This window comes from Spirosoma horti, from assembly GCF_054776595.1.
The window spans coordinates 499,953-513,925 of the sequence record NZ_BAAHBQ010000003.1 but is presented as its reverse complement, the minus strand read 5'-3'; the positions used below and the strand labels follow the sequence as shown (position 1 = coordinate 513,925).

General features: G+C 51.2%; 11 protein-coding genes. 3 read left to right on the top strand and 8 right to left on the bottom strand.

What is annotated here, in order from left to right; genetic code table 11:
* Positions 1 to 80: 80 nt before the first annotated feature.
* The 3 genes from ACYVAM_RS10015 to rpmH all read right to left on the bottom strand — a co-directional run bounded on the left by ACYVAM_RS10015 (position 81) and on the right by rpmH (position 2,442).
* The gene (locus ACYVAM_RS10015) at positions 81 to 1,739 is read right to left on the bottom strand and encodes a S41 family peptidase (RefSeq protein ID WP_461066447.1); all 1,659 of its coding nucleotides are present in this window, start codon (positions 1,737 to 1,739) and stop codon (positions 81 to 83) included.
* Positions 1,740 to 1,804: 65 nt separating this feature from the next.
* A complete protein-coding gene (locus ACYVAM_RS10010; RefSeq protein WP_461066445.1) occupies positions 1,805 to 2,185 on the bottom strand; it encodes a ribonuclease P protein component in 381 nt (126 codons plus the stop codon).
* 89 nt (positions 2,186 to 2,274) lie between these two features.
* Positions 2,275 to 2,442, bottom strand: a complete 168-nt coding sequence (rpmH, locus tag ACYVAM_RS10005) for a 50S ribosomal protein L34 (protein ID WP_046576258.1) — start codon at positions 2,440 to 2,442, stop codon at positions 2,275 to 2,277.
* A gap of 143 nt (positions 2,443 to 2,585) precedes the next feature.
* Here rpmH and ACYVAM_RS10000 point away from each other — a divergent pair, with 143 nt between their 5' ends.
* The 3 genes from ACYVAM_RS10000 to ACYVAM_RS09990 all read left to right on the top strand — a co-directional run bounded on the left by ACYVAM_RS10000 (position 2,586) and on the right by ACYVAM_RS09990 (position 7,192).
* Positions 2,586 to 4,169 carry a M61 family metallopeptidase gene (locus ACYVAM_RS10000; protein WP_461066443.1) on the top strand — a complete coding sequence of 528 codons (1,584 nt, stop codon included), beginning with the start codon at positions 2,586 to 2,588 and terminating at the stop codon, positions 4,167 to 4,169.
* 223 nt (positions 4,170 to 4,392) lie between these two features.
* Complete coding sequence (locus ACYVAM_RS09995; RefSeq protein WP_461066441.1) at positions 4,393 to 5,487, top strand: glycoside hydrolase family 130 protein; 1,095 nt, start codon at positions 4,393 to 4,395, stop codon at positions 5,485 to 5,487.
* A 163-nt stretch (positions 5,488 to 5,650) separates the two neighbouring features.
* Positions 5,651 to 7,192, top strand: coding sequence for an amidase (locus ACYVAM_RS09990; RefSeq protein WP_461066439.1), 1,542 nt, complete (start codon positions 5,651 to 5,653; stop codon positions 7,190 to 7,192).
* 227 nt (positions 7,193 to 7,419) lie between these two features.
* Here the strand turns inward: ACYVAM_RS09990 and ACYVAM_RS09985 are convergent, their stop codons facing one another.
* The 5 genes from ACYVAM_RS09985 to ACYVAM_RS09965 form a co-directional block, all read right to left on the bottom strand.
* Entirely contained in the window at positions 7,420 to 8,652 is a 1,233-nt protein-coding gene (locus ACYVAM_RS09985; RefSeq protein ID WP_461066437.1) for an MFS transporter, read from the bottom strand.
* A gap of 97 nt (positions 8,653 to 8,749) precedes the next feature.
* Complete coding sequence (locus ACYVAM_RS09980) at positions 8,750 to 10,447, bottom strand: sodium:solute symporter family transporter (protein ID WP_461066435.1); 1,698 nt, start codon at positions 10,445 to 10,447, stop codon at positions 8,750 to 8,752.
* Positions 10,448 to 10,668: 221 nt separating this feature from the next.
* Entirely contained in the window at positions 10,669 to 11,082 is a 414-nt protein-coding gene (locus ACYVAM_RS09975; RefSeq protein WP_461066433.1) for a hypothetical protein, read from the bottom strand.
* Between the two features lie 115 nt (positions 11,083 to 11,197).
* Complete coding sequence (locus ACYVAM_RS09970; protein WP_461066431.1) at positions 11,198 to 12,439, bottom strand: MFS transporter; 1,242 nt, start codon at positions 12,437 to 12,439, stop codon at positions 11,198 to 11,200.
* Between the two features lie 47 nt (positions 12,440 to 12,486).
* The gene (locus ACYVAM_RS09965; protein ID WP_461066429.1) at positions 12,487 to 13,755 is read right to left on the bottom strand and encodes an MFS transporter; all 1,269 of its coding nucleotides are present in this window, start codon (positions 13,753 to 13,755) and stop codon (positions 12,487 to 12,489) included.
* Positions 13,756 to 13,973: the final 218 nt, after the last annotated feature.

Here is a 13,973-nt window from a genome sequence, read left to right as displayed (position 1 = left end):
GGATCCGACATTCTCATGCCTACCAACAGAAACGCCAGCGGTTTACCGCCGGCGTTTCTGTTTGGTACTTGTTTATAGGGCTATTTTCCTTTCAGGATCGTTCCGTAGCGGGGCATGTCTTTAAATAAATCGAGAGCCGCTTTCATTTCGGGGTCTGTTGAGAAGGAGGCTTCTTTGAGTCCTTTTTGCAGGTAATAATGGCCCGCTATTTCCTGCTCCAGCAGCGTTTTCAGTTCAGGCTTGAAGGTATTCAGATCGGCATCTTTGCTGTGCGACATTTTCGTTTTGAGCGACTTTAGCTGATCCTGAATCTGATCGAAATATTTCTCCTTCTTGGCCGACGCTTCGAGTGTACCCAGGTCTTTCTCGACCTGCGTCGTGTAATCATACTCCTTATCGCCCAGCCATTTGGAAAAATCGCTGTATTCGGCATCCGTCAGATGAAACTCGCGGGCGGGCTTGATGCTGGCGTGCTCGTGACGATACTTTACGGCATAATCGAAAATCAACCCTTTGTTCGTTAAGCTAAGCGCTACCGGCGAGGGCGTCTGGGCTTCCACGACGACATCGGGCAATACACCACCACCATCATAAACGACCCGGCCTGCTTTGGTTTTGAAGGCGGTTTTGAGTGAGTCCGGAATTTTGCCAACACTACCATCGGGATTGCGGTGGCTGTAGTCAATGGCCTGAATACAACGCCCGCTGGGGATGTAGTACTTCGCCGTGGTGATTTTCAGCTTGGTGTTAAACGACAGCTCACGGGTGGTTTGGACAAGACCTTTGCCGTAGGTACGCTGCCCGATCAAAACACCCCGGTCGTAATCCTGAATGACACCGGACACGATTTCGGCCGCCGATGCACTATGGCTATTGGTCAGCACGACGATCGGCATGTCAAGGTCCAGCGGTGGGTTCATAGCCGTGTAGGTCTTGTTCCATTCCGTCACTTTCCCTTTCGTCGTCACCACTTCCGAATCCTTCGGAATAAAGATATTGGAGATATCGATGGCCATATTGAGCAGACCGCCTGGATTTTCCCGAACGTCGAGGATGAGTTTTTTCATGCCCTTGCCCTTCAGTTCCTGAAACGCAGTGCGTACTTCCCGCGAGGCCGTAGCCGTGAAATCCTTCAGATCGATATACCCGACATCGTCGGAAACCATACCGTAATAGGGCACGTTGGTCATTTTTACCACATCCCGGATAACGCTCAGTTCTACGGGGTCTTTCTGCCCAAACCGCCGGACGGTCAGCTTCACCGCTGTATTATTCTGTCCTTTCAGCAGTTTCCCGGGATCGGCGTCTTTGCGGGTTTTCAGGTCCACGCCATCCACTTTGACCACTTCATCGCCAATTTGCAGACCCGATTTTTCGGCGGGCGTGCCTTCATATACCATCAGGACGATGCTCTTGCCCTGCCTTTGGCCAATCAGGGCACCAATACCATTGTAGCGGCCGGTGGTCATGGTCATGTAGTCCTCAATTTCGTCTTCGGCGAAGAAGTTCGTGTAGGGATCGAGGGCTTTCAGCATGGCGTCGATGCTGGTTTTGACCATGCGGTTTGGGTTCACCTCATCTACATAATATAGATTCAGCTCTTTAAACAGCGTGGCATAGATATCGAGGTTACGGGCTATCTCGAAAAACCGGTCATCGGTCTTGAACGAAAAAAAGCCAATGCCGCCTGCCACTAGGGCCGAGGAGGCTAACAGGGTAAGGCGTTTCGAGAAGCGCATAGGAGTAGTACGAGTGAAACCCGCAGTTAGCTAAATACACGGGCAGCAACGGCGGCCCGCCCGCATTACATTTTCTTTAAAGCTAATTTCATACCTTTTTCTATCTCTTCAAACGAAATTATTTGTTTGGCCGTATAAAGAAAGGCAATGTAGGCAGGTGGGGCTTTTTCTGGAGCCAGTATATCCTTATTCAGGCGGTAGGCTTCCCGAACCCGGCGACGAATGAGGTTGCGGTCGACGGCTCGTTTAAAGAGCCGTTTGGGGACGGTAATGACAATGGCGGGTGGGGGTGTTTCGCCGTCCGGATTCGTTTCGGATTGGGGAATATAGAGCATCCGAAACGGAAAAAGGTAGAACGTCCGCACGGAAGTACTACCTTTTTTAAATAATTCACTCAGGATTTTTTTGCTACAAAGCCGTTCAGATTTTGCAAAGGTTTGTGGCATACCAATCCTAAAAGTCGTGAAGTTGTACGTATCAAAAAGCGCCGGTCGAGTAGAAACGGCACGCACAACGGTACGCTTTCTACGGCTGATTAAATTTTAAAGCGTTCGCCTTTTTTCTCGTCAGAGACAGTCAACTTGTGGCGGCCTTTGGCGCGACGGCGGGCTAGAACCTGACGGCCATTAGCAGAGGCCATCCGCTCGCGGAAGCCGTGTTTGTTTTTCCGCTTCCGGTTCGATGGTTGGTACGTTCTTTTCATGATATATGTTACCTAAAACCTTTATTTTTCCAAATGAGTCCGCAAAGATAGGAGAATGCTCGGATTTTACCAAGCCTCAATTCATAAAAACGATTTGATTAACTGGGAGTTACTTTTGTACGAATCTATTTGCTCATACGCCTATGCACTATCGCTTGTCTGCTGATCCTCATGCCGCCCATTACATTGCTGTGGATGCTCAATTGACGGGAATTACGACGCCAACGGTTGATTTACAATTGCCTGCCTGGCGCCCTGGTCGTTATGAATTACAGCAGTTTGCCAAAAATATTCAGCGATTCGAGGTGGTCGATGGCGACGGAAATCCCCTGGTTTTTCACAAAGTTACCAAAGATCGCTGGCGGGTGCAGACAAAGGGAGCTACTGAACTGATCGTTCGCTATAACTATTATGCCTTACTGGGAACGCCCAATCAACTCAATGCAGGCAGTAGTTTTATCAGTGACACGCTCCTGTATGTCAATCCGGTCAATCTTTGTTTATATGCAGAAGGTCGAATCCAAGAGCCTTGTACTCTCGAATTAACTATTCCCGACAATTGGACAATTGCTTGTGGGCTACCTGAATCCAGCCCGGACCATACGGGAAGCCGGACATTACAGGCTGCGGATTTTTATGCGTTGGTCGACTGCCCGCTGATTGCAGCACCGGTGATTCAGCACATCCAGTACGACATCGCCGGGATACTGTTTCACGTCTGGATTCAGGGCGGTCGGCGGACGGATGGCAATCCGACATTCGATGCCCAGCGCATTATTGATGATTTCAGTCGGTTTTCGGCTAAGCAACTCGAACTCTACGGGGAATTCCCCGAGCAGGAATACCATTTTCTGACGCTTATTTTGCCCGTGCCCTATTATCACGGCGTCGAACACCGAAACTCAACCATGCTGGTGTTGGGCCCAAATGATGAAGGAGAGGGTCTTTATCAGGATTTATTGGGCGTGTCGTCGCATGAATTGTTTCATGCCTGGAACATTATCCGTATTCGCCCTACCGAATTGCTCCCGTACGATTTTACGAAGGAAAATTACTTTTCCACCTGTTTTGTAGCCGAAGGGGTAACGACCTATTATGGTGACCTGATGCTTCGGCAATCGGGTGTTTTTTCGGATGAAGCGTATCTGAAAGAGTTGCAGGTTTTATTCAAACGGCATTTTGAGCACAACGGGCAGGCGTTTCAGTCGCTGACCGAATCGTCCTGGGATCTGTGGCTCGATGGGTACGATAAGGGCGTTCCCGACCGTAAAGTGTCGGTATACCATAAAGGAGCCATTGCCGCCCTGATTCTGGACTTACACATTCGGCAACTGACCAATCACGCCCGCTCATTAGACGATGTCATGCGACTCATGTGGGAGCGTTTTGGGAAACCCTTCATTGGCTATACCCTGGACGATTATCGCGCTATAACCGAGTTAGTAGCAGGCGAATCACTGGACTGGTATTATGACCTGTGCATCTTCGGCAACCAGCCCCTCGAGGCTAAACTGAATGAATACTTAGCCTGGGTAGGGTTGCTCATCGGCTATGAAGAGCCTACGCCTGAACAGCCGGGTGGTATTCGCCTGTTGGAACTTGATGACCCGGAAGGGCGCCAGCAACGAGCACGCTGGTTCAATGGTGCACTCGGCAAACCAACGCCGGATGGCCACGTACATGCCATACCTGAAGACAAGCCCGGTAAAAACGTAGTGGCGAAATAACTCAGATACGATGGCGCAAGGCTCCAGCCTTGTGCCCACTATCACCCGGCCTCTGGCCGGTATATAATTATCAATTACCATTTCATAACTACTTATCCGTGTGTCACTACCGGCCAGAGGCCGGAGAATAGTCGGCACGAGGCTGGAGCCTCGCGCCATCAAAGCCATTCTTCTAGTATCTACGGACAACTATTTACTTTAATCAATAACCCTTGACCTGTTCATGATGAATCGTTTGTTTTTTCTTTTCCTTCTTCTGCCGAGCCTCCTACTGGCCCAGGCCAAACCTGAAAAGTCCTGGATGCTTGGTCCATTTCAAAAGGAGAATGCGCATAACCCAATTTTAGACGCTAAAGCCAATACCGAGTTCTATTGCCCGATTCGGAAGAAGCTCGTTCGCTGGGAGGAGAAAGATGTATATAACCCGGCAGCGGTGGTTCGTAACAACAAAGTATACATGCTTTACCGGGCAGAGGATACGGTGCGGAGTGTAGGCGGCACATCGCGTTTGGGATTGGCCGTCAGCACGGATGGCATCCATTTTAAGCGTATGCCCAAACCGGTATTATATCCCAACAATGACGCCATGAAAGTGTATGAGTGGGAGGGCGGTTGTGAAGATCCGCGCGTTGTCGAAAGCCCCAATGGCGTCTATATACTGACCTATACGGCCTACGATGGCGACAAGGCCCGGCTCTGTGTCGCTACATCGCGCGACCTGATGACCTGGACCAAACAGGGGCTGATTTTTGGTGATGTCGACAACGGAAAATACCGCAATAGCTGGTCAAAATCAGGCGCTATCGTGTGTAAGCGAATTGGTAGCCGACTTGTTGCGCAGAAAATTAACGGAAAATACTGGATGTATTGGGGCGATCAGCCGCAGCTTCGTCTGGCTACATCCAGCGATTTACTGCACTGGACACCGCTGGAGTCCAGTACGGGTCAGCCTACGGTAGCGGCCGAGTCGAGAAAAGGGAAGCACGATGTTCGGTTGATCGAGCCCGGTCCCTTCGCCATGCTGACAGCGAAAGGCATTCTGTTGATTTACAATGGGATGAACGATGCCAAAAATGGCGATAAAACCTTGCCCGAAGGCGCTTACGCTGGGGGCCAGCTCCTGTTCGATGCCCAAGACCCAACCAAGTTGCTTGACCGGTCGGAAACCTATTTTATCAAGCCTGATCAGCCTTATGAGATGGTTGGACAGGTAAATCAGGTCTGCTTTCTGGAAGGGATGGTTCCGTTTCGTGGGCGCTGGTTCCTATATTATGGCACCGCCGACTCAAAAATCGGTGTAGCCGTCGCGAAGCAGTGACATGCGAGATGGCGCAAGGCTCTGGCCTTGTGCTTACTATTCTCCGGCCTCTGGCCGGTATTTAATTACGTTTTTTTACTATTTGTCAGTTTGTCGCTACCGGCCAGAGGCCGGGTAATAATCGGCACAAGGCTAGAGCCTTGCGCCATCAAAATCGAAACGTATGCAAACATCCGGCACCCAAACTCTGTCTTTCGAGGAATATGTTAAACACGATGCAACGGCGCTGGCTGAACTGGTACGTGCCGGGGAGGTATCGCCGGGAGAATTACTGGAAACGGCCATTGCTCGTGCCGAAGCCGTAAATCCACAACTGAATGCGATTGTTACACCCTTGTACGATAAGGGAAGAGCAATGGCGAACCAGTTGCCCGAGACAGGGCCTTTTCGTGGTGTACCGTTTTTGCTGAAAGATCTGGAGTTTGAATGGGCCGGAACACCGATGAAGTCGGGTTGCAACGGGTACAAGGACTACGTGTCGACAACCGATAGTGAACTTATCAAGCGACTAAAAGCCGCCGGACTTGTCTTTTTTGGTAAAACCAATACGCCCGAATTTGGCCTGACGCCCTATACCGAATCGAAACTGTACGGGGCTGCCCGCAATCCGTGGAAAACAACTCATTCGCCGGGTGGATCGAGTGGCGGATCGGCGGTGGCCGTAGCGTCTGGTATTGTTCCGGTGGCAACGGCTTCCGATGGCGGAGGGTCCATTCGTATTCCAGCGTCCTGCTGCGGCTTGTTTGGTCTGAAACCCTCACGTGGGCGCATTACGCTTGGTCCCCGTTATGGCGAGTTATGGAATGGTGCCGTAACGGCTCATGCGCTTACGCGGACTGTGCGCGATAGTGCGCGGTTGCTGGATGTGGTAGCGGGTGGACCAGCGTATCGGCCCTTGGCGGGTGATCCATATGGCATTGCTCCACCGGTGCGCCCGTTTGCCGACGAAGTCGGCCGGGAGCCGGGCCCCTTACGAATTGCCTTCTCGACGCAGGCACTCATGGCTTCACAAACCATTGATCCGGTCTGCATCAAAGCCGTTCAGGAAACCGCCCGCTTGTTGGAAAGCTTAGGGCATACGGTCGAAGAGGTGCCGTTGCCTTATGAAAAAACGCTGGTCACGGAGGCCTTTTTCCTGAATGTGCTGAGCGAAACGGCCGCCACGCTTCGGGAGTTGGGTAACTACCTGGGCAGACCCGTTCGGCGTGATGATGTGGAACTGAACACCTGGGCGCAGGCTCGGCTGGCTGAAGGCTTCTCGGCGGCTGATGCGGCTTACCAGAAACGTCGCTGGAACACGCTCAACCGAAGTATGGGACAATTGCACGAAACGTATGATTTGTTCCTGACGCCAACATTGCCGCGTTCGCCCATCCCTATCGGGACGTTTCAGAACACAGAATCAGAAAAGCGGCTGCTCAAGTTGGTCGATTCGCTGGGTGGGTTGAAATACATGAAGGGCAGCAAAACGGTAACTGATCTGGCCGAACGCTCACTAGGGTATATATCGTTTGCGGTCATTACCAACATGACCGGGCAGCCATCTATGTCGGTGCCCCTCTACTGGTCGGACGAAGGCGATTCAGCAGGCTTGCCGATTGGCGTTATGTTTGCCGCCCGGCAGGGTGATGAAGCTACACTGCTTCGACTGGCCGGACAGTTGGAACAGGAACGCCCCTGGTTCAATAAAACGGCAGTTTTATAGCGGATTTCAGACGACGTCAATCTTGATCATGCCTCGAATCACGGCGTTCAGGAACGTCTTTACTTCCGTTTTTAACTGGTTGAACTGCATAAGTAAGCTTGTCTGTTTCATGTCTGTTGGGGTTATAAAGGTTAGCCTAATTTAATAGATAAGTTGATCTACCGTTACTTAATGAGATACGTAATTTACGTTAATAGACAAGTAACTGCACGCTGGCCTTCATCGGGCTATTCAGTATAATCCAATTCTTTACCAAAGGTTTCTTCCATGGTTGCTAAGGACCAATAACCAATAGCGAAGCAAATAAATGTTACCACCGCTCCGGCTTCCAGAACGCCAAGGCTTGGTTTCATTGCCTGAAAAGCCGGAATTGTCAGTAAAGTTGTCGCCCGAACGTTGTTGGCAACAGACGTCGTCGCCGTCGCCCGAAGGTTGGTGCCGAAGCTTTCGGCCGTGATGGTCAGGAACATGGCGATATAGCCAATGCCAAAACCCATCGCCACGCAGACGCCGTAAAAAGCACCGGATGAGTTGATGCCGCCAAACAAATAAATGACGACGAAGACGAACGTCAAGCTCATCATCAGGCCAATGGCTTTCCGGCGGGATTGCAGGTATTGACTAAGCAGGCCACTCGTCAGGTCACCCACAACGGTACCGACGTAGGTGAACATCACGCAGCGACCGGGCTGGATGGCCTCGGTAATGCCCAGCGCTTTACCAAATTCATTGCCAAAGGTGGCCAGAATGCCAATGACGAGATAGGTAGGCAGGGCGAGACCCATACACCTCAGGTAACGCAATAGCCGCTCGCGCCCCTGAAACAGCGCCCAGAAGTTACCCCTGCTCACACCCATCTGCTGTACCCGTTTGAACATCCCCGATTCAAATACACTCACCCGTAAAACCAGCAAGCCCAGACCCAGGCCACCCCCGATGAAGTACGTTGTCCGCCAGTCAAAAAGCGTAACGGTAAAGTAGGCGACGACGGCACCGAGTAACCCGACACTCGCCACTAAAGACGAGCCGTAGCCACGCAGATGTGGCGGCAAAATCTCGCTCACCAGTGTAATGCCAGCGCCCAACTCACCGGCTAAACCCAGCCCGGCCACAAAGCGGAGGAGGGCATATACCTGCGGATCGTGCACCCAGCCACAGGCAATGTTGGCGAGCGAATACGTGATGATACTGCCGAACAGCACCGACAGGCGGCCTCGCTTGTCGCCCAGAATACCCCACAGAATGCCGCCCAGTAGCAAACCGGCCTGCTGAAAATTCAGAATTTTCCCGCCAGTCAGCGAAATATCAGCTTCCGATAGCCCCAACTCTTTTAAGCTTGGTACCCGCACGATGTTGAAAAGAAGCAGGTCATAGACATCGACAAAATAACCCAGAGCGGCTACAATGACCGGTAAGGCGAAGAGCGGACGGAGAGAAGTAGAGGTAGTCGTGGTGGGCATGGGCGTTAATCAGGCTAAATAAAAAACGCTGGAAACGGGACCATCAGCTAATCCAGTAGCCTGCTGTCCTGTTTCCAGCGTTTCTCTCATCTTTTTATTACCAGAGTCGAACGTAGAGAACGGTGATAAGCAGCATGATAATGACCGCCAATGCCGTTGCCGACGGATTCAGGCGGAACATGCTGGCGTCGATAGCGAATCCTTTGGGATTGATGCGTGGCCCAACCAGGCTGATGGCAACCATCATCAGCACCGTGAAGAAAAACGCCCAGCCCATGCAGATCAGGAAGGGAATTTCGTAGCCACCGTTGCCATTTGGGTAGGCCGTGTACAGAATCGTTTCGTTGCCAAACAAAGCTGGTGCGAAGTTATTGAACAGCACCGCCAGACCAAATCCACCAAGAATACCCGCTACGGCAGCCGATCCCGTGGTGCGTTTCCAGAAGAATCCCAGAATAAACACCGCAAAGATGGCCGGGCTCAGGTATCCCGTGTATTTCTGAATAAAGGTGAAACCACCCTCGCGGCCAATACCCAGCGCATCCTGCCACGTTAGCGCAATCGAAAGCAGCATCGCTGCGAAAATGGTGATTCGGCCCACCCACACCAGTTGGGTTTGGGTAGCGTCCTTCTTAATGTATTTCTGATAAATATCGAGGGTGAAAATGGTCGATATCGAGTTGGCTTTACCCGCCAGCGATGCCACGATAGCAGCTGTCAGCGCGGCCATCGAAAGTCCTTTCAAACCGTTGGGCAGGAAAGATAAAATGGCCGAATATGCGTTATCGGCGAGGAGTTTACCGCCCGGTGCCATTTCGCTCTGCAGGCTGCCGTTCTTATAAAGCACGTAAGCAGCAATGCCCGGCAGCATCACGATCAGCGGCATAAAAATTTTGAGCAGGGCCGCAAAGAGAATACCCGTACGGGCCGTCTTCAAATCAGCACCGAGCGCCCGTTGGGTAATGTACTGGTTACAACCCCAGTAGTTCAGGTTTACGATCCAGATGCCAGCAAAGTACATGGCAAGACCCGGCAGCGTCAGGTATTTGTTAATATCGACCTGCGACGTGTTGGGCCCTGGTTTCTCAAAAATCATGTGGAAGTGATCGTCCGCGTCGCCCATCATGGCCGAGAAGCCCGCCAGGACATCGTTGCCCAGCCCAAACTTCTGGCTGACCAGCGTCAGCGCGATATAAGACGTTACCAGCCCCCCAATAATAAGAACGGCAACCTGAATAACGTCGGTGTAGCCGATCACTTTCATCCCACCCAGCGTAATGACAATGGCGAATATGCTCAGGCCAATAACGATGGGGTGAAACGACTCACCCCCAACCAGGGTGCTGATGGCCAGTGCGCCCAGGAAAAGAATCGACGTCAGGTTGACGAACACATAGAGAAACAGCCAGAAAATGGCCATGATCAAACTCACCGTTTCGTTGTACCGCGTTTTGAGAAACTGCGGCATGGTATAAATGTGGTTCTTAAGGTAGATCGGCATGAACCAAACGGCCACAATAATCAGGGCAATAGCCGCAAACCATTCATATACCGCCACGGCCACCCCGAAGGTGAACCCATTGCCCGACATGCCAATGAACTGCTCCGCCGAAATGTTGGAGGCAATCATGGAGGCTCCGATGGCCCACCAGGTTAATGACCCTTCGGCCAGAAAGAAATCTTTAGTATCAAGCTTTGTCGTTTGTTTTCGTTTGTAAATCCAGTAGCCGTAAGAGGAGACACCAATGAAATACAGAAGGAAAATAATGTAGTCTATTTGTTTAAGTTGGTTCATTTCAGCACGTATAGAATGAGTTTTGGAATCAGCCTGTAAAAAAGCAATTAATTCTCCAAATAGGCTTACTGTTGGGTAAAATCATTTGCAGATTTGTACAATCAGTATCAGATATCTAACACTCACTGGGCTAAAACGTAAGTTGCGTTCCCATATAGCAAAAAAGCACGGAAGCTAATCCGTGCTTTTTTGCTATAATCGATGATGAGAAGGGGAGGTGTTTAGTTGATTGCAATGAGCCGTGTGGGTTGAATGGCCTCTACGGCAGGCGTAGTCAATCTGAAAGCGAATTCTTCTTTTTGAGTACCTGCCATTACCCGGAAGGTGTAATTACCATCCTTCAGTTCGCTCATATCGAATTGCTGGCGATAGGCGTTCTGCTTGCTGTTTTTTCCACACAGAACTTCCTGAAACAGAACCTCGCCTTTTTCACTGATCAGCATCAGATCGATCTTGTTCTCCGATTTGTATTTTTCCAGACATAACCAGAGCTTGTTGGCATTGGCCGCCGGGAACATGGCGGCTGAGAATACTTTGTTTTGAGATTTGTGATCATCGGCTAGAGCAGGCGATGAAATAGAGACTGTCAAAGCTACGAGAAGAGCGCTGGCGAGTACTTTGATGGACGTTTTCATGGAGTTGAAAGGAGTTTAATGGAAACCTTTAGCTGTCAACCCAATGATGCCGGGAAGCCCCCCAACCGCTGTTGTTCTGGAGCAACGGTTTAGAAAAATGATGAGCGGTTCCTGGTCATTCTACGAAATCCAAATCCCTGCCGAACGTTTCATCCATGCGGCTCAGCGACCAGAAAGACAGGCCATACACCACAATGCCCAATAATCCAGCCGCCAGTAAAGCACCCATCGACGGTTTAAGAAACTGAAATAGAAGGGTCATCGGAATCAATGTGCCCCGGACAACACTTGGCACCGAGGTGGTGGCCGTATTGCGGAGGTTTGTGCCGTAAAGTTCGGCAACCATCGTCAGAAACATGGCAATATAGCCCGTGCAGAAACCGGCCAGTAAGCAAACCGTGTACAGACCGCTCGCGGTCTTGATGCCACCAAACAGATAAACGCCACTCAATAAGGCGCTCATAATCAACAAACCGGTGATGGCTTTCAGGCGGGATTGCAGCCAGTGGCTTATGGGCCCCGACAGCAAATCGCCACCCGCTAGTCCGACGTAGATCATCATAACACAACGACCCGGCTTTACGACCTCTTCGATGCCCAGCGCCTGACCAAATTCATTGGCAAATGTGGCCAGAATGCCGACAATGAACCAGGTTGGAACGCCCACCGATACGCACCGGATGTATTTGATAAATTGAGGCCAGCTACTGAAAAAATAAAGAAAATTACCACGGCTGACTTCTTTGTGGTCGGTTTTCATGCGGTTGAAAACGCCCGACTCGAACACGCTTACCCGCAGCAGGAGCAGCGCGATGCCCATGCCACCACCCACCCAGAACGCCGTTCGCCAGTTGAAATACTCAACCGTCAGATACGCTACACCCGCGCCCAGATACCCGATACCCGCTACCATCGACGAGCCGTAGCTTCGGATGGCTTTCGGGAGTATTTCCGATACGAGCACCATGGCCGCGCCGATCTCACCCGAGAGCCCGACTCCCGCTATAAATCGCAGTAGGGCATAAACGTTGACGTCCTGTACAAAGCCGCAGGCAATGTTTGTGATCGAGTAGGTGACGATACTGCCAAACAGCACTGACATGCGCCCCCGCTTGTCACCCAGGGCTCCCCACAGAAAACCACCCACCACCAGACCCGCCTGCTGGCAATTCAGAATAAACGTACCGGCCTGCGAAACCTCCGCTTCCGACAATCCCAGTGATTGCAGACTTGGTACCCGTACGATGCTGAAAATCAGCATGTCATAGACATCCACAAAGAAACCCAGCGCCGAAACGATAACGGGTAGAGCAAACAACGGGCGGAAGGAAACGCGGGGAGGGGAGAGAGTTTGCATAATGGATGTCTGAATGAATGGTATGTTGACAGGCGTCCGTTCAGCTCTTATTCTTCCAGATAGTTTAAGTCCTTGCCGTGGGTTTCGGGGATGGTCAGAATCGAGTAAAAGCCGAGGATAAAGCAAATCAGACCAACGACGGCTCCGGCATTGATGACCGCCAGCGACGGTTTGAGGTACTGGTAAGTTAAGGTCATTGGAATTACCAGACCACGCACCATGTTAGGCACGGTGGTGGCCGCCGTAGCGCGTAGGTTCGTGCCAAACTGCTCGGCCCCGATGGTGACGAACATGGCCCAGTAGCCAATGCCAAAGCCCATTGCCAGACAGAGGCCGTATAAGGCCGTGGCCGACGTAATACCTACATACAGATAAATCAGGCTGAAAACCAAAGCAATGGCCATGAGCAAGGCAACCCCTTTCTTGCGGGAGGCCATGGCCTGACTGATGAATCCGCTGGCCAGATCGCCGGTGGCCAGCCCAACGTAACACCACATAATGGCGAGTCCCGGCTGAATTTCTTCGGCAATGCCCAGCGCCTTACCAAATTCGTTGCTGAACGTAGCCAGAATACCAATGACAAACCAGGTTGGTAAGCCAATGCCAATGCATTTGAGGTAGCGGCTCAGGCGATTTGCATTGGTGAAAAACGAAAGGAAATCGCCCCGATTGACATGTTTCTGATCGGACACGTCTTTGAACATACCCGATTCAACGACACCGACCCGCAGCAGCAACAGCCCAAATCCCAGGCCGCCACCCACAAAAAAAGCCGTTTGCCAATCGAATAATTTCACCGTGAAGTAAGCCACTACAGCGCCGAAGAGGCCAATACCTGCCACCAGCGAGGTGCCGATGGCACGTTTCTCTTTGGGAAGTACTTCACTAACGAGCGTGATGCCCGCGCCTAATTCACCAGCCAGCCCGATACCCGCTACGAAACGCATCAACGCATAATACATAGCTGGATCCATGAAGGTAATGTGTTTGACAAAGCCGCAGGCAATATTCGCAATCGAGTAGGTAATGATACTGCCGAACAACACCGATAGTCGGCCCCGTTTGTCGCCAATAACACCCCATAGGATTCCACCGAGCAAAAGTCCACCCATTTGCCAGTTAATGATGCTGGCCCCAACGGTCGAGATCTGATCGGGCGTAAGGCCAAGGTCTTTCAGACTGGGCACCCGAACGATCCCAAAAAGGAGCAGGTCATAAATATCAACAAAGTAACCCAGAGCGGCCACAATGACGGGCAGGCCGAAGTACCCAACGGTAGGAGGATGTGGTTTAGGCGAAACAGCAGGAATAGCCATACGGCAAAAAGCGAAGTTAAAAAGCGAAACGGTTCTGCAAGTATACGAAATGACCAAAGAAGATTGTGCAGAAATGACTACCGGAAATCTAAATCCTGATGTAAATGGAAAAGAACGATTAAAAGCCGCTAGTCACCGAATGGTTTTTTCGTCGGCATACTGACCCAGGCCTGGCTGAATAACATTCATTGTGGCCATGATAGCTTACACCGGTTTAT

Excerpts from the sequence above, each read along its gene's own strand:
- ACYVAM_RS09975 (WP_461066433.1), bottom strand. The coding sequence starts at position 11,082 with ATGAAAACGTCCATCAAAGTACTCGCCAGCGCTCTTCTCGTAGCTTTG.
- ACYVAM_RS10010 (WP_461066445.1), bottom strand. The coding sequence starts at position 2,185 with ATGCCACAAACCTTTGCAAAATCTGAACGGCTTTGTAGCAAAAAAATC.
- ACYVAM_RS09985 (WP_461066437.1), bottom strand. The coding sequence starts at position 8,652 with ATGCCCACCACGACTACCTCTACTTCTCTCCGTCCGCTCTTCGCCTTA.
- ACYVAM_RS09980 (WP_461066435.1), bottom strand. The coding sequence starts at position 10,447 with ATGAACCAACTTAAACAAATAGACTACATTATTTTCCTTCTGTATTTC.
- ACYVAM_RS10015 (WP_461066447.1), bottom strand. The coding sequence starts at position 1,739 with ATGCGCTTCTCGAAACGCCTTACCCTGTTAGCCTCCTCGGCCCTAGTG.
- ACYVAM_RS09990 (WP_461066439.1), top strand. The coding sequence starts at position 5,651 with ATGCAAACATCCGGCACCCAAACTCTGTCTTTCGAGGAATATGTTAAA.
- ACYVAM_RS09970 (WP_461066431.1), bottom strand. The coding sequence starts at position 12,439 with ATGCAAACTCTCTCCCCTCCCCGCGTTTCCTTCCGCCCGTTGTTTGCT.
- ACYVAM_RS10000 (WP_461066443.1), top strand. The coding sequence starts at position 2,586 with ATGCACTATCGCTTGTCTGCTGATCCTCATGCCGCCCATTACATTGCT.
- ACYVAM_RS09965 (WP_461066429.1), bottom strand. The coding sequence starts at position 13,755 with ATGGCTATTCCTGCTGTTTCGCCTAAACCACATCCTCCTACCGTTGGG.
- ACYVAM_RS09995 (WP_461066441.1), top strand. The coding sequence starts at position 4,393 with ATGATGAATCGTTTGTTTTTTCTTTTCCTTCTTCTGCCGAGCCTCCTA.
- rpmH (WP_046576258.1), bottom strand. The coding sequence starts at position 2,442 with ATGAAAAGAACGTACCAACCATCGAACCGGAAGCGGAAAAACAAACAC.